Here is a 26,583-nt window from a genome sequence, read left to right as displayed (position 1 = left end):
GACGACGCATCGTGTGACCGCGTGCCGCGCGCGCCCCGCCGCTGCTTGAGGAGACGGGCATGACAATCACGCATACAAGACGTCACCGCGATGTCCCGCGCAAACCGGTCGCGCTGGCGTTGCAGGGCGGCGGGATGCACGGCGCCTTCACGTGGGGCGTGCTCGACCGGCTGATCGAAGACGGCAGGCTCGACATCGAGGGCGTCAGCGCCACCAGCGCCGGCGCGATGAACGCCACGGTACTCGCGTACGGGCTGCTGCAGGGCGGCGAGGACGGTGCGCGTCAAGCGCTGCACGACTTCTGGGAGGCAGTCGCGAAATCGGCGGAGCACTACAACCCGCTGCGCTGGGCGCCCTGGCTGAAGGGCACGCACAGCTTCGGGCTCGATCATTCGCCGATTTATGCGTTCGCCGACATGATGCTGCGCATTTTCTCGCCCTATCAGTTCAATCCGAACAACCTGAATCCGCTGCGCGAGGTGCTCGAGCGCCGGGTCGACTTCGACGCGCTGCGCAAGCACTGTCCGATCCGGTTGTACCTGAGCGCCACCAACGTCGAGACCGGGAAGATCCGCATCTTCACGGGCGAGGATGTCAGCGCCGACGCGGTGCTTGCGTCGGCATGCGTGCCGACCCTGTTCCAGGCGGTGTCGATCGATGGCGAGTTCTACTGGGACGGCGGCTACATGGGCAATCCGGCCATCTATCCGCTGATCTACAACTGCGCGACGCGCGACGTCGTGATCGTGCACATCAATCCGCTCGTGCGCCGCGGGGTGCCGGTCACGGCCGCGGAAATCCTCAACCGTATCAGCGAGATCAGTTTCAACTCGTCGCTGATGCGCGAGATGCGCGCCATCGCGTTCGTCACCGACCTGATCCGGGACGGCACGGTCAAGCGCGGCGACATGAAGGAAATGCTGATCCATTCGATTCGCGCGGACGACGCGCTGAGCGCATTGAGCGTATCGAGCAAGTACAACGCGGACTGGGGATTCCTGAGCGAGCTGCGTGACCACGGGCGGCGCGAAGCGGACGCGTGGCTCGCGCATCATTACGGCAACATCGGACAGCGGTCCAGCATCGACATTCGCAGGGAATTTTTCTGAGCGCATCGCGCTAATGTCGGCCTGGGGCGATCGTGCGCGGCGCCCCGCGCCAAGGAGCGAACGTGAACCGGACGCAGGCGCGATTCGTTGCGTTGTGGTCATGCTGCGGCGGCGCACGTGCCGAGGATGTCTATCGCATGCTGGCGCGATGCTATGCGGAGCCGGCGCGCCATTACCATACGCTGTTGCATGTACGGCGCTGCTTACGCCATCTCGACCTCGCGCGCGGCGCGATTCCCGAACCGGACACCGTCGAGCTCGCGCTGTGGTTCCATGACGTGATCTTCGTCCCCGGCGCGCAGGATAACGAGCAGCGGAGCGCCGACTGGTTCCGGCGCCAGGCGGATGGACGCATCCGCGCGTGCGACCTTGTCTGCGCGATGATTCGCGCGACCACCCACGCGGGCCCCGCCGCGGAACCGGATACCCGTTTCGTGTGCGACATCGATCTGGCCGTGCTCGGTGCGTCTCGCAGCCGGTTTCGCGAAGACGGGCGGCGCCTGCGGGCCGAGCGTCCGGATCTCGACGACCGCGCTTACGACCGTCTTGAACGTGCCATTCTGCGCGGGCTGCTCGAACGCCCGCGCATCTATCTGACCGATTTCTTCTACACGCGCTGCGAGGCGCGCGCGCGCGGGAATCTGAGCTGGCGGCTGGGTTTGCCTGTTCCGGCGTGACGGCGGGCGTTAGGAGGAAGTCGTAAGGCCCGCGCGGCCTATTCAGAACAATTCAGGATGCCGCCATGACATTCAGGCCCGCCTTCACTAGTCTGTTTCGAATCGCCACACGGGCAGCATGCCTGTCGGCAAGCTCAAGGAGAACTCGATGATTGCACTGAAGTTGCGACAGGTATTGCTGACGACGGCCGTATTCGGCGCATTGCTGGCGAACGCGCCGGCCCACGCCGATACGACGCGTCTGGTCGAGTCCGCATCCGGGCGTGTACCGGCCGTCACGGTCGGTCCGCAATACGATACGACGCACGTCTGCGTCGCGCCGGAAGATTTCGACCGCTTTACCGACAGCTTCGTCGCGACGTTCGGCGGCAAGAAGTCGAAGCAGGGCGTGTTCCAGGTCACGCCGACGCCGAGCCAGACGATGTCGCAGCTCGTGCTCACGCCGGTCGGCACGGTGTCGGTGTTCGGCTTCAAGACGCCGATCCCGTATCCGTTCTGCGAGGAGCGCACCGGCTATCTCGTCACCGACATGGACGTCGCGGTGAAGTCGGCGCGCGCGCACGGCGCGGACGTGATCGTCGACACGTTCCCGGACCCGATCGGCCGCGATGCGATCATCCGCTGGCCGGGCGGCGTGAACATGCAACTGTACTGGCATACCGAAGCGCCGCACTACGATGCGCTGCAGACGGTGCCGGAAAACCGCGTGTACGTGTCGCCGGAAAGCGCGAACAAGCTGGTGCGCGATTTCGTCGCGTTCTCGCGCGGCAAGGTCGTGTCGGACGTGCGCCACGCGCCGGGCGTCGAGATCGGCCGGCCGAACGATACGTACCGCCGCATCCGGATCGAATCGGGCTTCGGCAAGATGACGGTGCTCGCGACGGATGGCCGTCTGCCTTACCCGTTCGGCCGTGAGATGACGGGCTACGAAGTGACCGATCTCGCCGCCACGCTGAAGCAGGCGCAAGCGGCCGGCGTGACCGTGCTGGTACCGACGTTTGCGTCGGACGGCCGCGACGCGGCGCTCGTGCAGTTCCCCGGCGGCTATGTCGCCGAGATCCACGCGCGGTCGAAGTAATGGGACATCGGTCGACGCAACGTGCGTGGCGGGGCGTCCTGCCGACCGCCATGCTGGCGGCGGGCGCCGCGACGTACGCCGGTACGGCGGCCGGTGCAGACGCATCATCGGCCGCGGCCACGGACCCGGCCACGGCCGCAGCCGCCGGCACGTCGTGCACCGCGAAGCGGCCCACGGTGCTGTTCAACCGCTGGCAGGAAGACTGGTCGGTGCTCGCGAACCCGTGCGTGCCGCGCAAGCCGCTCGACGCGTTGAAGTACATCCCACTCGGCGGCGATCCGTCGACCTACCTGTCGCTCGGCGCGAACCTGCGCGAGCGCTTCGAGCTGAACAACGCGCCGCTGTTCGGGCTGGGCGCCGCGCATGACGACAATTACGTGATCCAGCGTGCGAACGTGCACGCGGATCTGCGCTATGCCGGGCATTTCCAGGCGTTCTTCCAGCTCGTCGATTCCCGGCCGTTCGGCAAGGATACGGTCGGGGTGGTCGATCGCGATCAGCTCGACGTCGAACAGGCGTTCGTCGCGTATGTCGATCAGCTGGGCGGCGGCACCTTCAAGACGCGCATCGGCCGGCAGGAGATGGCATTCGACTTGCAGCGGTTCGTGTCGGTGCGCGACGGGCCCAACGTGCGTCAGGCGTTCGACGCGCTGTGGGCCAATTACGAAATCGGCAAATGGCGGCTGATCGGCTATGTGACGCGCCCGGTGCAATACCGCAACGACGCGGTGTTCGACGACGTCTCGAACCGACACCTGAGATTCGACGGCGTGCGCGTCGAGCGCAGCGGCACCGGTCCTGGCGACCTATCCGCGTACTGGTCGCGCTATACCCGCGACAATGCGCGGTATCTCGCCGGGGCCGGCACCGAACGACGCGACGTGTTCGACATGCGCTACGCGGGCAAATCGGGGCAATTCGACTGGGATGCCGAGGCGATGCTCCAGACGGGGCACATCGGACCGGACACGATCGGCGCGTGGGCCTTCGGCACGCTGGCCGGCTACACGTTCGCCAAAACGGCCGGCACGCCGCGCATCGGCATTCAGTTCGACGGTGCATCGGGCGACAGGCATCCGGGCGACGGGCGCATGGGCACCTTCAACCCGCTGTTCCCGAACGGCTATTACTTCACGCTTGCCGGCTACACCGGCTATAGCAACCTGATTCACGTGAAGCCGTCGCTGACGTTCAAGCCGGCCAGCAACGTGACGGTCATGACCGCGGTCGGCTTCCAGTGGCGCGCGACGACGGCCGACGCGATCTACGGGCAAGGGATGTCGGCGGTGCCCGGCACGGCCGGCAAGGGCAGTGCGTGGACCGGCATGTATGCGCAGGCCCGCGTGGACTGGCTCGTCAATGCAAACGTGGCGCTTGCCGTCGAAGCCGTGCACTTCCAGGTCGCCGATTCGATTCGCGCGCTCGGCGCGCGCAATGCCGACTATGTCGGCATGGAGGCGAAGTTCGGCTGGTAACACCGCATGCCGTGCGATTCAGCACGGCGTGCGAGCCTGCGCCTCGACAAAATCGATGAACGCCGTGACGCGCTTCGAGCCCCGCTGATTCGGCAGGTAGAGCGCGGTGACGATCGAGCGTGCCGCGTCGGGCACGACGTCGTACTGTTCGAACAGCCTGCGCAGGCGGCCGGCACGGACATCGGCATCGACCAGCCAGTCGGGCAGCAGCGCGATGCCGCCGCCATCGAGCGCGGCGGCGCGCAATACTTCGCTGTGGTTCGATTTCAGTCGCCCGGTGACGAGCACCTTCGTCGCGCCGTGCGCATCGACGAACGACCACGCCTGCTGATCGCCCCCGAAGTGAAAGCGCAGGCATCCATGATCGACCAGCTCACCCGGCATCGATGGCGTGCCGTGCGCGTCGAGATAGTCGGGGCTCGCCACGACATACCGCCGGAACGTGCCGAGCTGGCGCGCGACGACTTCCGCGGACGGCGCGGCTTCGCCGAGCCGGATCGCGACGTCGATCCGGCTGGTGACGAGATCGACGCGTGCGTCGGTGAGTTGCAGATCGAGATCGAGCCTCGGATAGCGCGCGAGGAACGCACCGACGTGCGGTGCGATGCGGTGCATGCCGTACGCGACCGGCACGGACACGCGCAGCGGTCCGGACGGTTCGTCGCCGCGATCGGCGACGAGTGCATCGGCTTCCGCGAGCGCCTCGAGCAGCTGCTTCGCCCGCGCATAGTAGACGGCGCCCGCATCGGACAACGTGACCTGTCGCGTGGTGCGGTTCAGCAGCACGGTGCCGAGCGATGCCTCGAGCGCGTCCACCGCACGCACCACCGACGAAGCGGCGAGATCGAGGCGGCGCCCTGCGCTGGAGAAGCCGCCGGCTTCCGCTACTTCAACGAACGCGCGCAGCGCGGAGAATTTGTCCATGTCGTCGTCGGGGTGCGTGTCGCTGTCGCGACGATGCGTTGCATGCCGTCCGCATTCTAGCGCCGGCCGGTGGCCGTGGATCGCACCGGGTCTCGCGTTCAGAACGATTCATGCGGCGCGCAGGATTATTCCCGGTCCTGACCGTTAAGCTCGGTGTCACGGCATCACGTCCGTATGCAAACCTTGGATCGCACATGAAGAAGAACCTGAACTGGTGTACACGCGCGGCGCGCGCGGGCCGCATGCTGCTCGTCGTGGGGTGTCTCGGCACCCTCGCGTCGGCCGCGTGCGCGGACGAGCCGGGCGGCGGGCGCCAGCCGCCCGGATTCTATCGGCAGCAGCTCGGCAGCCTGCAGATCGTCGCGTTGTCGGATGGGACGCATCCGTTTCCGATCGATACGGTGTTTCGCGACGTGTCGAAGGAGGCCATCCGGCGCGATCTCGATCGCGAATTTCTCGAGCCGCCGGTTCAAGGGTCGATCAACGCGTTCCTGATCGACACCGGGTCGAAGCGGATCCTCGTCGACACCGGCGCCGGCGCGCTCTATGGCGACTGCTGCGGCAAGCTGCTCGCCAATCTGCGCGCGGCCGGCTACGAGCCCGGGCAGATCGACGAAGTGCTGCTCACGCATCTGCACAAGGATCATGTCGGCGGCCTGGTTTCGAACGGCAGGATGACCTTTCCGAATGCGACCGTCCGCGTGAACGAGATCGACGCGAAATACTGGCTCGATCCGGACGGCAAGGCGCAGGCGCCGGCGTTCCTCGCGTCGTTTTTCGATGCGGCGGCCGCATCCGTCGCGCCTTACGTCGCGGCCGGGCGCTTCAGCACGTTTCGCGGCGAAGCGACGCTCGCGCCCGGCATTCGCGCGGTGCCGATGCCGGGCCACACGCCGGGCCATACGGCCTATCTGATCGAGAGCGGCAACGCCGGGTTGCTCGCGTGGGGCGACATCGTCCACGTCGCGGCGATCCAGTTGCAGGACACCGGCGCCACCGTCCAGTACGACACCGATGCCGATGCGGCTCGCCGCACGCGGCGCGACACGCTCGCGCGCGTGGCGGGCAAGCGGTATCTGGTCGGTGCCGCGCACATCGCGTTTCCCGGGCTCGGGCATTTGCGAAAGGACGGCGAGCGGTACGACTGGGTGCCGGTGAACTACGACGAGACGCCGCTGAAATAGCGCTTGTTCACGTTAGTAACGCAGGTTCCGCCGTGGGAAAAAATCGTTCGTCGCGCCGGGCGTGGCCGGTGGCCGTCGCAAGCCCGTGACCGGCGTGTACGACCCCTCGACACCGGCGGCTCAACGCGCCATGCCGCGCCGCCACGCACCGGGCGGATGGCCGACGATGCGAGCGAACAGGCGGTTCAGATGGCTCTGGTCCGAGAAGCCGCAGGCGGCCGCGATTTCCGCGAGCGTCATGTCGGTCGTCTCGATCAGTTGGCGTGCGCGGACCACGCGCTGTTCGAGCAGCCACTGATGCGGCGTGCGTCCGGTCGCGCGCGAGAACGCGCGGATGAAATAGCCGCGCGACAGATCGCATTCGTTGGCGACTTCCTCGATCGACACGCCGAGGTCCGCCTTCTCCATCAGCAGTTCCTTGGCGAGCGCGACCTTGACCGGCGACAGCGTGCCCTTGCGCTCCAGGTCGCGCGCGCGCGCATTGCCGTAACGGCAGGCCAGATGCGTGCCGATCGCGAGCCCCATCTGCTCGACGAACAACGCGTTCAGCGCGCCGGACCCGTCGAGGCTGTTGGCGACGGCTTGCGCGAGGTGGCCCAGCACCGCGTCCTGCACGTCGGGCGCGCAACTCAGGCCGCCGATTTCCAGACCGTCGTGCTCGCGGCCGAGGTCGCCGAGATAGCGATGCGACAGCTCGACGAGGACGAAATCGAACTGGCCGTAGAGGTCCGCGCGGAAATTCCGCGAAAAGTCGCGAATGTAGATGGAGTTGTGCTGAAACCGCCGCTCCGATTTGCCGGACCCGCGGTAGATCGTCCGGCGGTGGCCGGCGTTCAGCGATACGCCGATCAGGAAGCCGCGATCGCTGGCCGCCATCTCGATGCGCTCGAACTGTTCGTCGCGCATGCATTTGCGATGCAGCGTCAGGCCGCCCGCGGACCTTTCAATATCCTTGGATAGCAGGTTCGCGATGCAGCCGAGCGTGTCTTTCGGGGGTGCCGCGGCGGGCGCAGTGAGGGGATCTGGCATGGCGAAAATTCCTTCGGAGTCGGACGGCGGGCGAGCATCGTGGCGTCCGGTACATACAGCGGGCCCGATAGGCCGAAGATAACTTGAACAAATGTCCGCTGCTTGACGAAATGCTTGTCGCGGACAGTTTCGGGCGGTGCCGGGGCCTGACCAGCACGCGAACACGCTGGGGCGAATGATATCGCCGGATCCGCATTCCCGCCGGGCGGCGGCCGCCGGCGCGCCGTATCAGCGCATTTTCCTTCAAGATTTTTACGAAATCCGCGTATACACTCGGCCCGACATTTTCGAGACTTTGAACCCGCCCTGAACGGCAGGCCGGGTGCGGACTCCCGCCCCCGTGACCTGCTCCGTTCACATGGCGGTCATCGTGGGGAACCTGGAGGCGGCCATGATCCAGATCGGGGCTTTATCGGTGGATTTCGAGCAGCGGGACATTCGCCGTCACGGCGCGGCGCTGCGTATTGGCGCGCGCGCGCTCGACATACTTGAAGTACTGCATCGCGCCAACGGTTCCGTCGTGTCGAAGGACGACATCATGGATGCCGTCTGGCCCGGCCTGATCGTCGAGGAAAACCGGCTGCAGGTGCATGTCGCGGCGTTGCGCAAGGCGCTCGGCGCGAGCCGCGACCTGATCAAGACCGTCCCGGGCCGCGGCTACCTGCTGGTGGCGAATCCGCCGCTCCTGCACGCGGTGGCGCCGCACCCGGCTGCCGCGGCGCCAGGCGCCGAAGCCGTCCATCAGGCCCCGCTCGTCGGCCGTCGCGCCGAGCTCGAGCAGATCGTCGACATGATCGACCGTGCGCCGGTCGTCACGCTCGTCGGCGCCGGCGGCATCGGCAAGACGAGTCTGGCCGACCGCGTCGCGCACGCGTGGCGCGGCCGGGTCGGCGAGCGCGCGCTGTTCGTCGAACTGGCGCGAGCCACGACGCGCGACGACGTGCTGCTCGCGATTGCCGCGGAACTGGGGCTCGACACGCATGGCGTGCCGGCCGTCGACCGGCTCGGCGACGCATTCGCCGTGTCGCGCAGCCTGCTCGTGCTCGACAACGCGGAGCATGTGGTCGATCTGGTGGCCGACCTCGTCGAGTCGCTGACGGCGCGCGCCGCGCCGCTGCGGGTGCTCGTGACGAGTCGCGAACCGCTTCATATCTCGGTCGAAACCGTGTTTCGCGTGAGTCCGCTGGCGGTGCCCGACGGCGCCGCAACGGTGGACGAGATCGCGCGTCATTCGGCGGTCGAGCTGTTTCTGGCGCGGGTTCGCGCGGCCACGCCCGATTGCGTGATCGACGCGGCCGGTGTCCGGCTGATCGGCGATATCTGCCGGCGGCTCGACGGGCTTCCGCTCGCGATCGAACTCGCTGCCGCGCGCGTCGCGACGCTCGGGCTGGAAGTCGTCGCGTCGCGTCTCGACGACCGGCTGAACCTGCTCACGGGCGGCCTGCGCTCCGCGTTGCCGCGCCATCAGACGCTGCGCGCGACGTTCGACTGGAGCTACGTGCTGCTGGATGCGGCCGCGCGTGCGCTGTTTCGCCGGATGGCGTGCTTCGTCGGCCCGTTCACGTTCGATGCGGCCCGCGAAGTCGCGATGGATCCCGGCATGTCGCCCGCCGACATGATCGCGGTGCTCGGCGAGCTGATCGCGAAGTCGCTGGTGACCGTCGAATTCAACGGCGCGCAGGCGCGCTACCGATTGACCGAATCGACGCGCGCGTATGCGCTCGAGAAGCTGCATAACGAGGGCGAGTTCGAACGCATCGCCGAGCGTCATGCACGCCATGAACACGCGCAGGCGCAAGCCCGGATGCCGGCTCCCGTGCAAGCCGTGCGCGAACCCGCGGCGGCCGAGCCGCCTGTGGCGGAAGCCGACGCGCTGGCGCTCGCATTGCGGGAGCCGGCGCGCATGCGTGACTGTTCGATCCCGGCGAGGCGCGCGCTCGACGCGATCGAGGCCGGCGCGCTCGGGGCCGTCGACGCGTCGAGCGAGATGCGGTTGCGCGCGGCCTATGCGTCGGCGCTGCTGTATACGGACGGCGATACGCAGACGGCCGCCGCGATGTGGGAGCGCACGCTCGGCCTTGCCGGGCGCGTCGGTGACGACGCATTCGACGCCAGCGCGATGGTCGGGCTCTGGAACGCGACGCTGTCGCACGGCGACATTCACGAATCGCTGCGCTACGCAATGCGCTTCGAGCGGGCGGCCGAGCGGCGCGGTGACCGGCCGCAACGGCTGCTGGCGAACGCGATGGTCGCGACGTCGCTGCATTACTTCGGCGAGCATGCACAGGCGCGCGAGCGGCTGGAGGCGGCCACGGCCGAGCTGGCCGTGGCCGGCGAACCGCCTTGCGCGGCAGCGGCGCTCGGCATCGACGTCGCGACGCTTGGCCGCACGGTGCTGGCGCGGCTCGTCTGGATGCAGGGCGACGTGGACCATGCGATGCGGCTCGCCGCGCAGGCGGTCGAATCCGCGCGCCGCAGCGGGTCGGCGCTGGCGTTGTGCGTCGTGCTCGGCGCGGCGGCCGTGCCGATCGCGTTGCGCCATGGCGATCACGACATCATCTCCGACTATCTCGCGACGCTGCGCTCGGCCGCCGAGGCGAACGGCTTCGATATCTGGCTCGACCATGCGGAATGTCTCGCGGGGCAGTTCGACATGCAGGCCGGCCATCCGGGCGCCGGGCTGGCGCGGCTCGAACCCGCGCTGCGACGCATCGAGGCGAGCGGCTTCCGGCGCCTGCTCGCGCCGCTGGTGGTCGCGTATGCGGAAGGGCTCACGCGCACGGGCCGCGCGGCCGAGGCCCGCGTGAAGCTCGACGCGACGCTCGCGTGCTGCCGCGCGCAAGGCGAGCATCTGTTCGTGCCCGAGCTGCTGCGTGCCCGAGGTCTGGCGATGCTCGAACAGGCCCGCACCGCCGACGCGGAGCGCGCGGTCGCCTGCGAAGCGGACGGGCACCGGCATCTGCTGATGGCGATCCATGCGGCGGACGGGCAAGGTGCGGCCATGTGGGCGCTGCGCGGCACGCTCGATCTCGCCGATCATCTGATCGAGCGCGGGCGTATCGGGCAGGCATCGTCGCTGGTGGCGAACCTGTCGGGGCATTTCGACCCGCAATCGCGCGCGGTCGACGTGCGGCGCCTGGCGCGGGTGCAGAGCTTCATCCGCTCGGAGACGGCGCGGCCGACCGGTCCTGCGCACCTCCGCCACGAGACCCTCGATGCGATGCAATCGGCCGCGTGATGGCGCGCGTGGCCCGCTCAGGACGCACCCGCGCAGCGCGGCCGGCCGTCCGATCGATCAATATTCAACGGAGGGTGGATGGTGCTTGTAACGTCAAACCGCCGGCATGCCGCGTGCGGCCGGTTGCCGGCCTGCGGCGCAAGCGGGGAGGCTGACGGTGCTTAAGGCGACGCAATCCGCGGAATCGGCGGACCTCATCGTATTCAACGGCAAGATCGCGACGCAGGACGACAGGCAGTCGTTCGTGACCGCGCTCGCGGTGAAGGACGGCCGGATTCTCGCGGCCGGCAGCGCTGCCGAGGTCATGCGCCATGCGCGCGGCGACACGCTGCACATCGACCTGAACGGCCGCACCGTGATCCCGGGGCTGAACGACTCGCACCTGCACGTGATCCGCGGCGGCTTGAACTTCAACCTGGAACTGCGCTGGGACGGCGTATCGACGCTGGCCGAGGCGCTGCGCATGCTGCGTCGCCAGGTGCTGCGCACGCCCGCGCCGCAGTGGGTGCGCGTGGTCGGCGGCTGGACCGAATTCCAGTTCGCCGAAAAGCGCGGGCCGACGGTGGCCGAGCTCAACGCGATCGCGCCCGACACGCCGGTGTTCGTGATGCACCTGGGCGACAGCGCGCTGCTGAACGCGGCCGCGCTGCGCGCGATCGGCTATGGCCGCGACACGTGCGATCCGCCCGGCGGCGAGATCCAGCGCGATCGCGCCGGCCGGCCGACCGGCATGCTGCTCGCGCGGCCGGACGTGGCCGTGCTGCATGCGGCGCTGGAGAAGGGCCCGAGGCTCGGCTTCGACGACCAGATGAATTCGATGCGGCACTTCATGCGCGAGCTGAACCGCCTCGGCGTGACCAGCGCGATCGACGCGGGCGGCGATTTCCAGGCCTATCCGGACGATTACGCCGCGCTCATGGCGCTCGCGAAGCGCGGCGAAATGACGGTGCGCATCGCGTACAGCCTGTTCGTGCAGCATGCGGGACGCGAAATCGACGACTGCGCGCGCTGGATGACGCTGGCCAAGCCCGGCGACGGCGACGCGTTCCTGCGGCTGAACGGCGTCGGCGAACTGCTGGTGTATTCCGCGGCCGATTTCGGCAATTTCCTCGAGCCGCGCCCGGACCTGCCCGACGAGCTCGAGGCGGAACTGACCGCGGTGGTGCGGCTGCTGGTCGGCCAGCGCTGGCCGTTCAGGCTGCACGCGACGTACGACGAATCGATCGGCCGCTTCCTGAACGTGCTCGAAGCCGTCAATCGTGATGTCCCGTTCGACGGCCTGCGCTGGTTCTTCGATCATTGCGAGACGATTTCGGATGCGAACATCGCGCGCATCGCGGCGCTCGGCGGTGGCGTGACGGTGCAGCACCGGATGGCGTTTCAGGGCGAGTACTTCATTGCGCGCTACGGCGCGCAAGCCGCCACGCGCACGCCGCCGATCCGCGCGATGCTGGCGGCCGGGCTGCCGGTCGGCGCGGGCTCCGATGCGACGCGCATCGCGAGCTACAACCCGTTCGTGTCGCTGTACTGGATGGTGTCCGGGCGCACGGTCGGCGGCACCGTGCTCTATCCGGAGCGCAATCGGCTCAGCCGGATGGAGGCGCTGCGCCGCTATACGGTCGGCAGCGCGTGGTTCTCGAACGAAGACGATCGCAAGGGCGCGCTGTTGCCCGGCCGTTACGCGGATTTCGCGGTGCTGACCGACGACTACTTCACGATCGACGAATCACGCATCAAGCACCTGTCGTCGGTTCTGACGATCGTCGACGGCAAGGTCGTGCACGCGGACGACGAATTCGCGCCGCTGGCGCCGCCGCCGCTGCCGGTGAGCCCCGCGTGGTCGCCCGTGGCCGAGTTCGGCGGCATGGGCCGGTGGCGTCCGGTCGCGTCCGCGCAGCCGCGAGCCGCGGCCGACGGCGGCCGCGATGCCGGGTTCGCGCGCGAATATGGACGTCGCTGCGCGCAGCGCGTGGATGCGGCCGCGACGGAACTCGCCGAGCCGTGCAGCGCGTTCGGTTGCCTCGGCGCCGCGTTTTAGGCGACGGGTGCCGGCGCGCGCGCCGCGAAGAACAAGCAATTTTTCGGCCCCGGCACGGGGCAGAAGGAGACGACATGAATTCTGCGCACACGTGCGCATCGGCGAATGACGAAGTCGCCGGCGTTCGCATTCCGCGCACGCCGATCGCGATCGAGGCCGCCGAGGCCGCGCGCGCGTCGCTGCCGCGCGTGATCACCGACCACGCTTGCCGGGTATTCGTCCTCGCGTCGCTCGCCGCGCGCCGCGCCGGCGACACGTGCGATGCCGATGCGCTGTACGTGGCCGCCCTGTACGCGAACATGGGCCTGAGTGCCGCGTATTGCCGCTCGAGCGCGCGCTACGAGCTCGACAGCGCCGATGCCGCGCACGCGTTCCTGTCGCGGCACCGCACGCCGCAGCCGATATGCGACGACGTATGGCGCGCGATCGCGCTGCATACGACGCCCGGCGTGGCCGCCCGCGTGTCGCCGCTGGCGCGCGCGCTGTCGAGCGCCGTATCGACGGACCTGATGGCCACCGACGCCGACGCGTATTCGGCCGACGAGCGCCGCGCGCTGCTCGCCGCTTATCCGCGCGGCGACGGGTTCGGCGACGCGTTCCTCGACGCGGTCGCCCACGGGGTCGCGCACCGGCCGGCATCGACGTTCGGCACGTGGAGCGCCGACGTGCTCGAGCGGGCCGACCCGGATTTTCACCGGCCGAATTTCTGCGGGCGCGTGCTGGGTGCGCATTGGAAGGATGCCTGAAGGAACCTTTTCAAAGCGACGGCCCGCGCGGCCCGCCGGTCATGGCGCTGCCGTGCGACGCGGCTCAGGCGGTCGGCGCCGCCGCGTCGTGCCGCGCATAGTCGACGTATCCCGCGCGCTCGCCGCCGTACCAGCCGATCGACTTCGGCACGGCGAGCGGCGCATGCGTGGCGATGCGTTCGACGAGATCCGGGTTCGCGATGTACGCACGCGCGAACGCGACGAGATCGGCGTCGCCCGCATCGATCAGCGCATTCGCGGCGTCCGGCGTGATGCCGCCGTTGACGATCAGCGTGCCGCCGAAGGTCTTGCGCGTGTGCTCGATGATGCGCGGCAGGTCGGGCTCGCCGCTCCAGCCGTTGGTATCGGCCGCGTGCAGGTAGGCGACGCCCGCTTCGTCGAGCATGCGGCCGACGTACGCGTACGTTGCATCGGGATCCGCGTCCCGCACGTTGTTGTATTGCGCGTACGGCGAGATGCGCACGCCCACGCGGCTGAGCGGCATCACGTCGCCGACCGCGTCGACGATCTCCTCGAGAAAGCGCGCGCGGTTCGCGACCGAGCCGCCGTAGCGGTCGTCGCGGCGGTTCAGCGTCGACGACAGGAACTGGTGCGGCAGGTAGCCGTTGGCCGCGTGGATCTCGACGCCGTCGAAGCCGGCCGCCATCGCGCGGGCGGCCGCGCGGCCGAAGTCGTCGACCGTCGCGGCGACTTCGTCCGTCGTCATCGCGCGCGACGGCGTCGCGTGAATCTTCGTGTAATAGCCGTTCTGCAACCGGGCCCACACCTGCAACTGCTCGAGATCGTCGTTGACGCCGGACGGCGACAGCGGCGCGTCGCCGCCGAGCAGCGTCAGCGAGCTGACGCGGCCGCCGTGCCACAACTGCGCGAAGATGCGGCCGCCGTTCGCATGGACGGCGTCCGTGACCTGCTTCCAGCCGGCCGCCTGCTCGTCGGTGACGAGCCCGGGCGTCAGTTCGAACGCCGCGGACGTGTGGCTGACGTTGGTTGCCTCGGTGACGATCAGGCCGGCGGACGCGCGCTGCGCGTAATACTCGGCCATGAGCGCGGTCGGCAGGCCGCGCGATGGTGCGCGCGAGCGCGTCATCGGCCCCATCACGACGCGGTTGGGCAGCGGCAGGCCGCGCAGATCATAGGTGCTGAGCAGGGAAGACATGGTGGACTCCTTGTGCGTTGAGCAGGGGCGTCGCACATCGCACCGCAAGCGGTGGGACGGCGAAACAACGGCCCCGGTGGAAAGTCGGAATGACATGCCGGCGGCGCTCCGGCGCGCGCACGAGCCGGGCGGCATGCGTGCGCTCGACCGGCGGCCGGCGCCGGTTCAGGTGCGTGCGTGGCGTTGCGCGTACGGCCGGCCGATCGCGAGGTAGTGCGCGAGCGCGACGATCGGGAATGCGCCGGCGACCGCGGCGACGAGCGGCCAGCCGCCGTGTTCGTACAGCGGGCTCGCGAGCGCGGAGCCGATCGCGCCGCCGACGAAGATGCTGGTCATGTACAGCGCGTTCAGACGGTTGCGGCTCGTCGCATCCAGCGCGTAGATCTCGCGCTGGCCGAGCACCATGTTCATCTGCACGGCGAAATCGAGCACGATGCCCGTGACGACGAGGCCGTACAGGCCGACGCCGTGAAGCAGCGCGACCGCATACGACAGTGCGCCGGCAACCAGCGCGATCAGCGTCGCCCGCACGGTGTGGCCGGCATCCGCCAAGCGGCCGGCGACCGGCGCCGACGTCGCGCCGATCGCGCCGACGAGCGCGAACAGGCCGATGGCGGATTGCGACAGCCCGTAGTGACGCGTCAGCTCGACCGGCACGGCGGTCCAGAACAGGCTGAACGACGCGAACATCAGGCCCTGGTAGAACGCGCGATGGCGCAGCACCGGCATCGTGCGCACCAGATGCAGCAGCGAGCCGATCAGGTCGAAATAGGTCGCGCGATGATCGGGCTGGCGCGACGGAATCGTCAGCGCGAGCACGACCGTCACGAGCGTCATCACCCCCGCGGCGGCCGCGAACACGAAGCGCCAGCCGAACGCGTCGGCCACCACGCTCGACAGCGGGCGAGCGAGCAGGATGCCGAGCAGCAGCCCGCTCATGATCGTGCCGACCACCCGGCCGCGCGAATGATCCGGCGCGAGGTGCGCGGCGAGCGGGACCAGGATCTGGACGGCGACCGAACTGAAGCCGATCAGCAGCGAAATCGCGAGGAACAGGCCGGGCGTCCGCGTGACCGCGGCCGCGGCGAGGCTCGCGATCGAGATCACGGCCGTGACGATCATCAGCTTGCGGTTCTCGAGCAGATCGCCGAGCGGCACGATGAAGAACAGGCCGAGCGCGTAGCCGATCTGCGTCAGCGACACGATGAGGCTCGCCATCCCGCCGGACATGTGCAGCCCGGGCGCGATGAGCTCGGTGATCGGTTGTGCGTAGTACAGGTTCGCGACGATCGCGCCGCAACTGAACGCGAACAGCAGGATGAGGCCCTGCGTGAGCCTGGGCGCCTGCCCGTGGGCCGCGAGGGCGGGGGATTCCGTTGACATGGTCGACTCCTTGAACGAGATGTCGGACGCCCGTTTGCCGGGCAGCGCATTGCGATTTCGCAAGCGGCGAGCGATGCACGCCGCATTGCCGTCAAGACTATTGATCGAGCGATGACAACGGAATACGTCCGTCGCGCAATCGAGCATTGCGTGCCGCGCAAAGGCGCGCAGCGCTCGCGGTGTCAGGGGCGTGAAAACGGTCGGGACGCGGGCGTTCGGGCAGGGCCGACGGTGGCGGCGTTCAGCCGCGCTGGCCCTGCAGCGTCGGAATCTGCGCGAACAGGCTCGTGAGCCAGTCGACGAAGATCTTGAGCTTGACGGGCGTATGCCGATTCGGTGGATACAGGATCGAGATCGGCCGCGGCGGCGCGTTGAAATCGGTCAGCACCTCGCGCAAGCGTCCCGATTTCAGATACGGTTCGACCAGGTACAGCGAGGTCTTGATCAGGCCGATGCCCGCGACGCCGCACTCGATGTAGGTATCGGCGTCGTTCACCGCGACCGTGCCGCACATCTGCACGATCCGCGTTTCGCCGTCGACGACGTAGTCCCACGGCCGCGGGCGGCCGGTATCGGCCGAGATGTGGCTGATCGCGACGTGCTGCGCGAGTTCGTCGACCGTTTCGGGCGCGCCGCATCGGTCCAGATACGCAGGCGCCGCGCACGTGCAGGTGGTCAGGCTGCCGATCCGCCTGGCGATCATCCCCGAGTCGTCGAGCGCGCCGATGCGCACCACGCAATCGACGCCCTCGCCGACGAGGTCGATCTGGCGATCGGTCACGCCGAGTTCGATCGAGATGTTCGGATGGGCGGCGAGAAATTCGGGCAGCGCGGGCACCATGATCTGCTTGGCCATCGCGGGCGGCAGGTTCACTTTCAGACGGCCGCGCGGCACGTTGCGCGCCTGCGATACCGCCGCTTCCATGTCGTCGATTTCGCGCAGCACCCCGACGCAGCGCTCGTAGTACGCCTGCCCGTCCTCGGTCAGCGAGATGCGGCGCGTCGTGCGGTTCAAGAGCCGGCAACCGAGGTGCTGTTCGAGCGTGCTCAGCAGCGCGGACACGCGCGGTGTCGTCAGCCCGGTCGTGTCCGACGCGCGCGTGAAACTGCCCGTTTCGACGATGCGCGTAAACACGCGCATCGAAAGCAAGGTATCCATCGTTCAATCTCCAGCCTGTCGGTTGTCGGCGCCGGTTCGTGCCGGCGCGATCGGTTGTGTCGTGACGCTATGCGTCGATGCGTTTCCTCAGCCCGTCACCGGCAAACGGCATTTCGCGCAAGCGCTGGCCGGTCGCGTCGAAAATCGCGTTGGCCAGCGCGCCGGCGGTCGGCCCCATCGACGCCTCCGCCGCGCCGAGAAACGGTGCGCCAGGGCGATTGATCAGATGGACCTTCACGCTTTGCGGCGCCGCCGAGAAGCGCAGGATCGGATAGCTGCTCCAGTCGAAGCTGCGGATGCGCTGCGTATCGTATTTCAACGCCTCGTACAGCGTCCAGCTCGCGGCCTGCACGATGCCGCCTTCGATCTGGTTGCGGATGCCGTCCGGCGACACGACCTGCCCGGCGTCGACGGCGACTTCCGCGTGCTCGAGCGTGACCTGGCCTGTTTCCGGCACCACCGAAATCTCGATCGCCATCGCGACGTAAGCCATCAGGTTCTTGTATTTGCCGAACGCGAAGCCCACGCCGCGGTTGCGCGCGCGTGGCGGACGCGGCCAGCCGAACTTGGTCGCGGCAAGCTTGATCACCTGGCTCGCGCGGTGATCCTGCATGTGACGCAGCCGGAATTCGACGGGATCGACGCCGGCGGCGTGCGCGAGCTCGTCCATGAAGCTTTCGATCGACCAGATGTTCGTGTGCGCGCCGAGCGAGCGCATCGCGGACGTCTGCAGCGGCATCGTCGGCGAGAAGTTGTTGACGATGTGCATGTTCGGCAGCGCGTACAGCGGGATCGCGTTGCGATCGCCGCCGCCTTCGGGCTGCAGCATCGGCGTCGACGGCGCGGGGACGAACGGCGGCTCGAGCATCCGCGCGGGCAGCAGCCGGCCGGCATTGACGATGCGCTCGTTGTGCGAGCTGCTCCACAGCGCGTACTTCCAGTCGACGATGCGCCCGCTCGCGTCGAGCGACGCGCTGAGCTCGGTGACCATCGCCGGCGTGAAGTGATCCCACGTATGTTCCTGTTCGCGCATCCACTGGACGCGAATCGGCTTGCCCGGCATCGCGGCGGCGATCAGCGCCGCATGCGCGGCCGCGTCGTCCGCGCCGTTGTGCCCGTAGCAGCCCGAGCCCTCGGTATGGATGCAGCGGACGTTCGCCTTCGGCATCGACAGCATCTCGGCCAGCGCGTCGCGCAGCGGATACACGCCCTGCGAGTGGGTCCACACGGTCAGCATGCCGTTCTCGACACGCGCGACCGAGCAGGACGGCCCGATCGAGCCGTGCAGCAGGTAATTCTTCAGGAACGTGGCGCTCAGCGTCTTCACCGGCGGCGCGGCCGGCGCATGCGTATTGGCGATCTCGATGTGCTGCGTCGAGATCCGCTTGAGATCCTCATGAACCGTATTGCGATCGGGCAGCGCCCGACCGGGCGACCAGCGGCACGCGGCGGCCAGCGCGCGCTGCGCGACGACGGCCTGCCATTCCCCCTGCGCGACGACGGCAAGCATGCTGCCGTTGCGCACGATCCGGACGACGCCCGGCATCTTCAGGATCGCGGCTTCGTCGAACGACAGCAGTTTCGCGTCGTACACCGGCGGCATCACGACGCGTGCATGCAGCATGCCGGGCAGCTCCATGTCCTGCACGTAACTGACGCCACCGGTGACTTTGTTCGGAATATCGACGCGCGGCAGCGATGTGCCGATCACGGCGAACGTCGCGGGCGGCTTCAGCGGCGAGGTCGGCGTCGCGTTGCGATGCAGGTCGACGGTGCGGATCGCGTCGCCATAGCGCATCGTGCGGCCGTCCGGCGCCTTGATCAGCGCATCCGCGACCGTGAGCGTGCGCGGATCGACGCCGAACTGCTTCGCCGCGCCGTCGACCAGCAGCGCGCGCACCTGCGCGGCGGCGTTCAGCAGCGCGGAGCCGCTGTCGGCCATCGTATGGCTGCCGGCGGTCAGGCCCTCGTCCGGCGACGCGCCGGTGTCGGCCGTCAGGAACGTGATCAGCGAGGGCTTCATGTTCAGCTCCTCGGCCGCGACCTGCAGCAATGCGGTGCGCACGCCGGTGCCGAGCTCGACCTTGCCGGTAAACACGGTGACTTTGCCGTCGGGCGTGATCTTGATCCACGCATCCAGCAGCGGGTTGGTCTTGAGGCTGCCGGCCAGCGTTTCGGTGGCGCGCGATACATGCACGGCCGCGCCTTCGTCGGCGATCACGACCTCGGCGGCGGCGCGTGCGGCCGGCGCCAGGCTGAACGCGACGAAGAGCGCGCCGGAAACCATGAAGTGCCGGCGGCCTTCGTCGATATCGTCGGGTGCGTTCATTAGAGGCCTTTGCTGATCATGACCGGTGCGCCGGCCGGTTCCGGATCCGGCAGGCCCGCGACCTGGCGCACGGCCGCGAGGATCCGCAGGTGGGTGCCGCAACGGCACAGGTTCGGTTCCATGTGGGTGCGCAGTTCGCGTTCGGTCGGTTTCGGGTTGCGTTCGAGCAGCGCCTGCGCGCGCATGATCATCCCGGCGATGCAATAGCCGCACTGCGCCGCCTGATGATCGATGAACGCTTGCTGGAGCTTGCCCGGCCGCTCGGCGGTGCCGAGGCTTTCGATGGTCCTGACGCTGCGTGCGCCGATCGCGGCGACCGGGATCAGGCACGAGAACATCGGCTTGTCGTCGACGATCACGGTGCACGCGCCGCATTGTCCGAGGCCGCACCCGAACTTCGCACCGTGCAGGTGCAGGTCGTTGCGCAGCGCATAGAGCAGCGGCGTGGACGGGTCGATGTCGAGCGTATGCCGCGCGCCATTCACGGTGAGGGTGATCATCGCGGGCGGTCCTCCTTTCTGAGTTTCGCGGCCAGGGTTTCGACGTCGCTCCATGCGGGGCGATCGGAGTACGTTTCGCGGATGTACGCGGCGAGATCCGCGATTTGCCGGTCGTCGTACTGGTCGAGGTAGGACGGCATGTAGTTCAGCGTGTCCTCGCCATGCCAGCCGATACCGTTGAACATCATCTGGATCGCGTTGCGCGGCGTGTCGGCAGCGATCGCCGTGCTGAACGCGAGCGTCGGCCGCTCGCCGATCGATTGCATCGGTGCCGCCGGCCCGTGGCACTGCGCGCACGACGCCTGGAACAGCACCGCGCCGCGTTGGCCGGCGGGCGTCGTCGGGTTGTGTCCGGCGCCGGCCGTCGCCGGCCGCGCGCCGGCAGGCTTCTGGATCGACAGGATGTACGCGGCGATCGCCTCGACGTCTTCCGCGGGCACGGTCGCGAGATCGCGCGTGACGGGCAGCATCGGGCCGGCGGCCGCGCCATGCTCGCTCGCGCGGCCGGTGCGCAGATACGCGACCAGCTGGGCCTGCGTCCACGGGCGTGCCGCGTGGCCGAGCGTATTGAGCGGCGGGGCTTCCCATCCGTCGACGATGCCGCCGTCGAATGCCTTGCCCGCTTTCTCGCCGCCGATCGCATTCAGCGGCGAATGGCAGGACGCGCAGTGGCCGAGGCCGTCGACCAGCGCCTTGCCGCGATTCCACTGCGCGGATTGCGCGGGGTCCGGCGTGCTTGCGCCTTCGTGCAGGAACAGCACGTTCCAGAACGCGACGAGCGGGCGGAAGTTCAGCGGGAAGATCAGGTCGTTCTTCGGCGTGCTTGCTTGCACCGGCTCGCGGGTCATCAGGTACGCGTAGGCCGCCGTGATCTCGTCGTCGGACATCCGCGTGAAGTGGATGTACGGAAACGCGGGGTAGAGCGGATGCCCGTCGCGGGCGATGCCGGTGCGCAGCGCGCGCGAGAACGCGTCGCGCGACCAGCGGCCGATGCCCGTATCGGCATCCGGCGTGATGTTGGTCGCGTAGATCGTGCCGAACGGCGTCGCGAGCGGCAGGCCGCCGGCGAACGGCTTGCCGTCCTTCGCCGTATGGCAGACGACGCAATCGCCGAGCGCGACCACGCGCGCGCCGGCCCGGACGAGTTGCGGATCGAACGATGCGCGTGCGGGCGGCTCGATCGGCGCGATCGACGGCCGGACCATGATGCCGACGGCGATCGCGAGGCCCGCGATCGCGACGCCGGTCGCACCAAGCCAGAGTCGTTTGTGCTTCATGCGTGCTCCACGCGAATCGGCCGGTCGTACCCGATTCGATGCGCGAGACAAAATGCACCGAAAATCATTCGTCACTCCAGGAAGGGCGCCGCCGCGCGGGCAAGTGCCCGCACGTCGGCTCGTGAAACCAGTCTACGTGTGCGCGCTCGCCAATTCCTGAAGGCGCGCTGAAACGTTCTGAACATTCGGGTTCGCTCGACGCGGCCAGCCCGTTCATCGCGTCGAGCGCGTGGGTGACCGGATTCAGCGCTGTCGAACCTGCGTGCGATCGGCCATCACGTGGACGGCGTCGCAACGCAGGTCGACGCGCGGCGCGCCGTGCGGCAATGTTTACGCCTTCAGGAACGCGAGCAGCTCGGCATTGATGCGCGCCGCATCGACCACGCACATGCCATGCGCGCCGCCCGGGATGATCTTGAGCTGCGCGTGCTTCACGATCTTCGCGGACAGTCGCGCGGAATCGTCGATCGGCACGATCTGGTCGTCGTCACCGTGCAGGATCAGCGTCGGGACGTCGATCTTCTTCAGGTCCTCGGTGTAGTCGACCTCGGAGAATTCCTTGACGCACAGATACTGGCCATGGGCGCCGCCCATCATCCCCTGTGCCCAGAATGCGTCGATCGTGCCCTGCTGCACCTTCGCATTGGGACGATTGAAGCCGAAGAACGGCACGGCGAGATCCTTGTAGAACTGCGAACGGTTCTCGGTGACGTTCTTGCGGATGCCGTCGAATACGTCCATCGGCAGGCCGCCAGGATTGGTCGGCGATTTCACCATCTGCGGCGGCACGGCGCCGATCAGCACGGCCTTCGACACGCGCTTCGTGCCGTGACGGCCGATGTAGTGGGCGACTTCGCCGCCGCCGGTGGAATGGCCGACGAGCGTCGCTTCGCGCAGGTCCAGCGCGTTCATCAGCGCGGCGAGATCGTCCGCGTAGGTATCCATGTCGTTGCCCTGCGACGGCTGGCTCGAGCGGCCGTGACCGCGGCGATCGTGCGCGATCACGCGGTAGCCGTGCTGCACGAGGAACAGCATCTGCGGATCCCATGCGTCGGCGCACAGCGGCCAGCCGTGCGAGAACACGACCGGACGGCCGCTGCCCCAGTCCTTGAAATAAATCTGCGTACCGTCTTGCGTGGTGATCGTGTTCATCGGATGGGTTCCTTGATGGCCGGAAGACGCGCGTTTGGGGGCGGCAGCGGCGGCGGCGGCCGGCAGCGCGGCGGCTGCAACGGCGGTCGCGCCGGCCAGCAGCATGTCGCGGCGGCGTGCCGAGGGGACGGCGTCGAGGTCTGCGGGACGCATGGAGGCTCCTTGTACGTGCGGTGGAATGATGTCGTTTGGAATGGATGGTCCGGATCTGCCCGCATGCGGCACGCTGCGCCGGCAGCCGGCGTGCGTTCGCGGTCGCGGGCCGGCAGGCGCCCGACGCGAGCGAACGAACGTCGACCGGAGCCTATCGCGCGGCCCTGCGGCGTGTACTGAAATTCGGCTGAATTTTCATGAACCGGCCGGTCGGTGTGGCGCGCGAGCCAGGCCGCCAGAACAATTAAGCCTGGGAATCAAGACTCTTCAGCAGCCACTCGCTATCGTCAGCATCAAGCCGTCCCGTCGCGGGTCGCTGCCGGTTCGCGCGAGCGCATGACGATCGTGATGCGCGCGGATGCGAAACGTCCGAATCTCTCGCCACTTGCCTGGATACGCCGTCATGGACACATTCGATCGCTGGGAGCACGTGATGACGCTGCTCGATCCGTCGTCCGGCGCAAGCCGCTGCGCGTCGCTGAATCTTCGCGACCGGGACGCCGCGCGCCGCCGTCATCGCGACGACGCGCGCGGCGCGTCCAGCGGTGGCGCACGTCGCGGGTGCGCGATCGTCGCGGTCGAGCGGCAGACCGAGTCCTCGCTGCTGGTGTCGTGGAGCGATCCGACCCACTGCCGGTATGACGAGCAGCGCTGGATCAGCGCAAAGTGCCGCTCGCCGGGGCGCTGCGCCCTGACCGGCCTGCCGATTCGCCCCGGCGATGCGATCTACAAGCCGCAGTGGCGCGGCGCGAAGCGTCCCGCGAATTGCTGGGAGGCGATCCTCGCGTCCGAGCTGGACCGGTTCATCGTCAGGCTGTCCCGTTCCTGACCGGGAGCGGTGCGCCCCATTCACCGGCGGCGGCTGGCGCCGCTGCCTCTTCTTCGCCAAGGAAGCTTCATGAGTACGTTCACGACACGCGACGGCGTCTCGATTCACTACAAGGACTGGGGCGCGGGGCGCCCCGTCGTGTTCATTCACGGCTGGCCGCTGAATGCGGACATGTGGGACGTCCAGATGCATCATCTGGCATCGAACGGTTTTCGCGGCATCGCGTACGACCGGCGCGGTTTCGGTCGGTCCGGCCAACCGTGGACGGGCTACGACTACGACACGCTGGCGGACGATCTCGCGACGCTGATCGAGACGCTCGGATTGCGCGACGTGACGCTCGTCGGCTTTTCGATGGGCGGCGGCGAGGTGGCCCGATACATCGGCCGGCACGGCACGCGCCACATCGCGAAGGCCGTCCTGATCGGCTCGGTGACGCCGCTCATCGCGCGACGCGACGATCATCCGGACGGCGTCGACGTCGCGATGTTCGACGGCATTCGCTCGGCGATCGTGGCGGACCGCGCCGCGTTCTTCGAGCAATTCTGGCCGTTGTTCACCGGCTCGAACCGGGCGGATTCGACGATCTCGCGCGCCACGCTCGACTGGACGTCGTTCATGGCGCTGCAGGCCGGATTGAAGGGCACGCTCGATTGCGTCCGCGCATTTTCCGAAACCGATTTCCGGGCGGATCTCGACAAGTTCGACGTGCCGACGCGCGTGATTCATGGCGACGACGACCAGACGGCGCCGCTCGCGCTGACGGCCGCGGCCACCGTCGCGCGCGTGCCGGATGCGACGCTGAGTGTTTACGAAGGCGGCCCGCATGCGCTGTATCTGACGCATGCCCAACGATTGAACGACGAACTGCTGGCGTTCGTCAGCGCGTGACGTTGGCGTGACATAGCCGGGCGGCCACATGGCCGTCCGGCGTCCTTGCTGCGGCTCATCTCGAACCGCGCGTTCAAATATGGGCCGAACTGCGGCTCGCCCGAATTCCGCGTCAATCGAATCGCGGTTTAATCGTACGAAATCCGATTCATCGGTGAATCCCGGCTTCGCCGGTGGGGAATGAACGGCGCGATGCGTGTCATGCGCAGAAGATGCGAGGCCCGCGGATTTCAACGATTCAAAAAATTTGCTCTTTCCATTCTGATAATTTGAATCATCATACGTAGCAAATGCCGTAGCATTGGGTGTCAAATCGGTGTCATTTCGACTGACATCGATAAATGCCATCGATTAGACCCTCCCATGATCCGCATTGGAACGCTTCACGTTTTTCTCGACAGACGTGAAATTCGCGCGAACGGCGAATTGTTGCGCATCGGCAGCCGTGCATTCGAAATTCTCGAACTCCTGATTCAGGCAAATGGCGCGCTGGTCTCGAAAGACGAGATCATGCAGCGCGTGTGGCCGCACACGTTCGTTGAGGAAAACAACCTGCAGGTGCATATCGCGTCGTTGCGCAAGGCGCTGGGCCAGGACCGGCATCTGATCGTCACGGTGCCGGGGCGCGGCTATCGGCTCGTCAGCGAACCCGCCGAAGGCGCGGCTGCCGTGCGCCCCGCGACGTCCCGGCTCGCGCCCGCACCGACCGCGCTCGTCGGGCGCGAGCAGATGGTCGCCGATGTCCTCGCGGCGCTCGACGCGTCGCGCGTCGTGACGCTGGTCGGCGCGGGCGGCATCGGCAAGACGCGCGTCGCGGTCGAAGCCGCGCTCCGGGCCGAGGCGCGCTTTCCGGATGGCGCGGCGTTCGTGTCGCTGGCGACGGTCGCGTGCCCGCAATTCGTCCCCGCCGCGCTGGCCGACGCGCTGGGCCTCGCGCTGCCGGCCCGCCCGCTGACGCTCGAAGCGGTGCTCGCGAGCGTCGCGCATCGCAGGATGTTGCTCGTGCTCGACAATTGCGAGCATCTGCTGGATGCCGCCGCGCGAATCGCCGCCGTGCTGACCGAGTCCGATACCGGGCTGCGTGTGCTGGCGACCAGCCGCGAGGCGCTTCGGATCCACGGCGAGCGACAGTGCCCGGTGCCGCCGCTCGAGGTCGCCGACGAAGGTGCCGGCGCCGCCGACACGCTGGCCGCAAGCGCGGTGCAATTATTCGCGGCGCGCGCGTGCGCCGCCGATCCGCGCTTTCCGCTCGACGAACGCAGCGTGTCGCTGATGGCGTCGGTGTGCCGGCATCTCGACGGCCTGCCGCTGGCGATCGAACTGGCCGCCGCGCGCGCGGCCGTGCTCGGCATCGACGTACTGGCCGATCATCTCGACGACCATTTCCGGTTGCTGACCGGCGGCTTTCGCACGGCATTGCCACGCCACCGGACGCTGCAGGCGATGTACGACTGGAGCTACCGCCTGCTGGGGGGCACGGAGCGCGTGCTGTTGCGCTGGCTCGGCGTGTTCCGCGACGGTTTTTCGATCGAGGCGGTGCGAGACATCGTCGGCACGACCGGGCTGGCCGATGCGGACCTGCTCGACACGATCGCCGGCCTGGTGTCGAAGTCGCTCGTGAACGTCGAGAATGCGCACGGCGTGCCGCGCTACCGGCTGTTGACCACGACGCGCGCGTATGCGCTGCAGCAGCTGGAGAGCAACGGCGAAAGCGCGGCCGCCGCGCTCGCGCACGCGAACTACTTTCTTGCGTTGTTCACGCTGGCGCCCGACGGCGGCGATGGGTCGCCGGCCGAATCGCGGCGCGATCTGGTGCGCCGCGAACTCGGCAATCTGCGCGCGGCGCTCGACTGGGCGTTTTCGCCGGACGGCCACGCGGAGACCGGCATCGCGCTGGCGGCCGTGGCGGTGCCGTGCCTGCTGGACCTGTCGCTCGTGGACGAGTGTCGCGAACGTGCGCGCGTGGCGCTCGACGCGATGCGGGATCTGGATGCGACGCCTTCGCAAGACGATGCGCGCAAGCGGCTGCTGGCCGCGTATACCGCGGCGCTTGCGCATGGCGGCGGATCGAGCCGCGGCGTTCACGACGCGTGGCCCGAAGCGGATGCGCTCGCTTGCGAGACAGGCGACGAACCGTAACGACGCACGCGGCAGGTGCGATCACGACGTTCGGCGCGATGCGCAGATCCGGCTGCGCGACCCGGGATGGCGATGAAGCGCGTGCGCGGCGGGATC

Annotated in this window: 20 protein-coding genes; 11 read left to right on the top strand and 9 right to left on the bottom strand. The window is 68.2% G+C overall.

Translation table 11 applies throughout. The features are described from left to right. The first annotated feature begins 59 nt into the window (after nt 1-59). The 4 genes from ABIC50_RS15210 (at nt 60) to ABIC50_RS15195 (ending at nt 4,339) form a co-directional block, all read left to right on the top strand. On the top strand, nt 60-1,109 hold the full coding sequence (locus tag ABIC50_RS15210) for a patatin-like phospholipase family protein (protein WP_354165055.1): 1,050 nt from the start codon (nt 60-62) through the stop codon (nt 1,107-1,109). A 137-nt stretch (nt 1,110-1,246) separates the two neighbouring features. After that, the gene (locus ABIC50_RS15205; RefSeq protein WP_354165281.1) at nt 1,247-1,786 is read left to right on the top strand and encodes an HD domain-containing protein; all 540 of its coding nucleotides are present in this window, start codon (nt 1,247-1,249) and stop codon (nt 1,784-1,786) included. A gap of 148 nt (nt 1,787-1,934) precedes the next feature. Next, nucleotides 1,935-2,864 carry a hypothetical protein gene (locus ABIC50_RS15200; RefSeq protein ID WP_012371999.1) on the top strand — a complete coding sequence of 310 codons (930 nt, stop codon included), beginning with the start codon at nt 1,935-1,937 and terminating at the stop codon, nt 2,862-2,864. Next, nucleotides 2,864-4,339 carry an alginate export family protein gene (locus tag ABIC50_RS15195; protein WP_354165052.1) on the top strand — a complete coding sequence of 492 codons (1,476 nt, stop codon included), beginning with the start codon at nt 2,864-2,866 and terminating at the stop codon, nt 4,337-4,339. Before ABIC50_RS15200 ends, ABIC50_RS15195 begins: the two co-directional genes overlap by 1 nt. Before the next feature lie 18 nt (nt 4,340-4,357). Here ABIC50_RS15195 and ABIC50_RS15190 read toward each other — a convergent pair whose 3' ends face one another. Next, nucleotides 4,358-5,263, bottom strand: a complete 906-nt coding sequence (locus ABIC50_RS15190) for a LysR family transcriptional regulator (protein WP_105830922.1) — start codon at nt 5,261-5,263, stop codon at nt 4,358-4,360. A gap of 194 nt (nt 5,264-5,457) precedes the next feature. Here ABIC50_RS15190 and ABIC50_RS15185 point away from each other — a divergent pair, with 194 nt between their 5' ends. After that, nucleotides 5,458-6,447, top strand: a complete 990-nt coding sequence (locus ABIC50_RS15185; protein WP_471685659.1) for an MBL fold metallo-hydrolase — start codon at nt 5,458-5,460, stop codon at nt 6,445-6,447. 120 nt (nt 6,448-6,567) lie between these two features. On the opposite strand, the gene ABIC50_RS15180 is transcribed toward ABIC50_RS15185, so the two are convergent. Beyond that, nucleotides 6,568-7,476 carry an AraC family transcriptional regulator gene (locus ABIC50_RS15180; RefSeq protein WP_175664565.1) on the bottom strand — a complete coding sequence of 303 codons (909 nt, stop codon included), beginning with the start codon at nt 7,474-7,476 and terminating at the stop codon, nt 6,568-6,570. A 391-nt stretch (nt 7,477-7,867) separates the two neighbouring features. On the opposite strand from ABIC50_RS15180, the gene ABIC50_RS15175 reads away from it, so the two are divergent. The 3 genes from ABIC50_RS15175 (at nt 7,868) to ABIC50_RS15165 (ending at nt 13,498) form a co-directional block, all read left to right on the top strand. Next, on the top strand, nt 7,868-10,714 hold the full coding sequence (locus ABIC50_RS15175; protein ID WP_354165049.1) for an ATP-binding protein: 2,847 nt from the start codon (nt 7,868-7,870) through the stop codon (nt 10,712-10,714). A gap of 157 nt (nt 10,715-10,871) precedes the next feature. Beyond that, on the top strand, nt 10,872-12,752 hold the full coding sequence (locus ABIC50_RS15170; protein ID WP_175670477.1) for an amidohydrolase: 1,881 nt from the start codon (nt 10,872-10,874) through the stop codon (nt 12,750-12,752). A gap of 74 nt (nt 12,753-12,826) precedes the next feature. Continuing rightward, nucleotides 12,827-13,498, top strand: coding sequence for a phosphohydrolase (locus tag ABIC50_RS15165; RefSeq protein ID WP_175662456.1), 672 nt, complete (start codon nt 12,827-12,829; stop codon nt 13,496-13,498). Between the two features lie 64 nt (nt 13,499-13,562). Here ABIC50_RS15165 and ABIC50_RS15160 read toward each other — a convergent pair whose 3' ends face one another. The 7 genes from ABIC50_RS15160 to ABIC50_RS15130 form a co-directional block, all read right to left on the bottom strand. Continuing rightward, a complete protein-coding gene (locus tag ABIC50_RS15160; RefSeq protein WP_354165046.1) occupies nt 13,563-14,675 on the bottom strand; it encodes an alkene reductase in 1,113 nt (370 codons plus the stop codon). A gap of 165 nt (nt 14,676-14,840) precedes the next feature. Continuing rightward, nucleotides 14,841-16,058, bottom strand: a complete 1,218-nt coding sequence (locus tag ABIC50_RS15155; RefSeq protein WP_126223882.1) for an MFS transporter — start codon at nt 16,056-16,058, stop codon at nt 14,841-14,843. A gap of 241 nt (nt 16,059-16,299) precedes the next feature. Beyond that, complete coding sequence (locus tag ABIC50_RS15150) at nt 16,300-17,217, bottom strand: LysR family transcriptional regulator (protein ID WP_011660714.1); 918 nt, start codon at nt 17,215-17,217, stop codon at nt 16,300-16,302. Nucleotides 17,218-17,284: 67 nt separating this feature from the next. Then, the gene (locus ABIC50_RS15145) at nt 17,285-19,546 is read right to left on the bottom strand and encodes a xanthine dehydrogenase family protein molybdopterin-binding subunit (protein ID WP_354165044.1); all 2,262 of its coding nucleotides are present in this window, start codon (nt 19,544-19,546) and stop codon (nt 17,285-17,287) included. Then, on the bottom strand, nt 19,546-20,046 hold the full coding sequence (locus ABIC50_RS15140) for a (2Fe-2S)-binding protein (protein ID WP_006760329.1): 501 nt from the start codon (nt 20,044-20,046) through the stop codon (nt 19,546-19,548). Before ABIC50_RS15140 ends, ABIC50_RS15145 begins: the two co-directional genes overlap by 1 nt. Further along, a complete protein-coding gene (locus ABIC50_RS15135) occupies nt 20,043-21,323 on the bottom strand; it encodes a c-type cytochrome (RefSeq protein WP_354165041.1) in 1,281 nt (426 codons plus the stop codon). The genes ABIC50_RS15140 and ABIC50_RS15135 overlap by 4 nt, the downstream gene beginning before the upstream one ends. A gap of 330 nt (nt 21,324-21,653) precedes the next feature. Next, complete coding sequence (locus ABIC50_RS15130; protein WP_354165276.1) at nt 21,654-22,475, bottom strand: alpha/beta fold hydrolase; 822 nt, start codon at nt 22,473-22,475, stop codon at nt 21,654-21,656. 556 nt (nt 22,476-23,031) lie between these two features. On the opposite strand from ABIC50_RS15130, the gene ABIC50_RS15125 reads away from it, so the two are divergent. The 3 genes from ABIC50_RS15125 (at nt 23,032) to ABIC50_RS15115 (ending at nt 26,487) form a co-directional block, all read left to right on the top strand. After that, complete coding sequence (locus ABIC50_RS15125; RefSeq protein ID WP_354165038.1) at nt 23,032-23,457, top strand: DUF3331 domain-containing protein; 426 nt, start codon at nt 23,032-23,034, stop codon at nt 23,455-23,457. 69 nt (nt 23,458-23,526) lie between these two features. Continuing rightward, nucleotides 23,527-24,348 (top strand): alpha/beta fold hydrolase, encoded by an 822-nt coding sequence (locus ABIC50_RS15120; RefSeq protein ID WP_175697005.1) that lies wholly within the window; start codon nt 23,527-23,529, stop codon nt 24,346-24,348. 363 nt (nt 24,349-24,711) lie between these two features. Further along, nucleotides 24,712-26,487, top strand: a complete 1,776-nt coding sequence (locus ABIC50_RS15115) for an ATP-binding protein (protein WP_354165035.1) — start codon at nt 24,712-24,714, stop codon at nt 26,485-26,487. Nucleotides 26,488-26,583 lie beyond the last annotated feature (96 nt).

Origin of the sequence: Burkholderia sp. 567 (genome assembly GCF_040545115.1) — a bacterium.
Lineage (GTDB): Bacteria > Pseudomonadota > Gammaproteobacteria > Burkholderiales > Burkholderiaceae > Burkholderia > Burkholderia ambifaria.
Note: the sequence above shows the minus strand (reverse complement) of the source record. Positions and strands in the feature narration are given on the sequence as shown.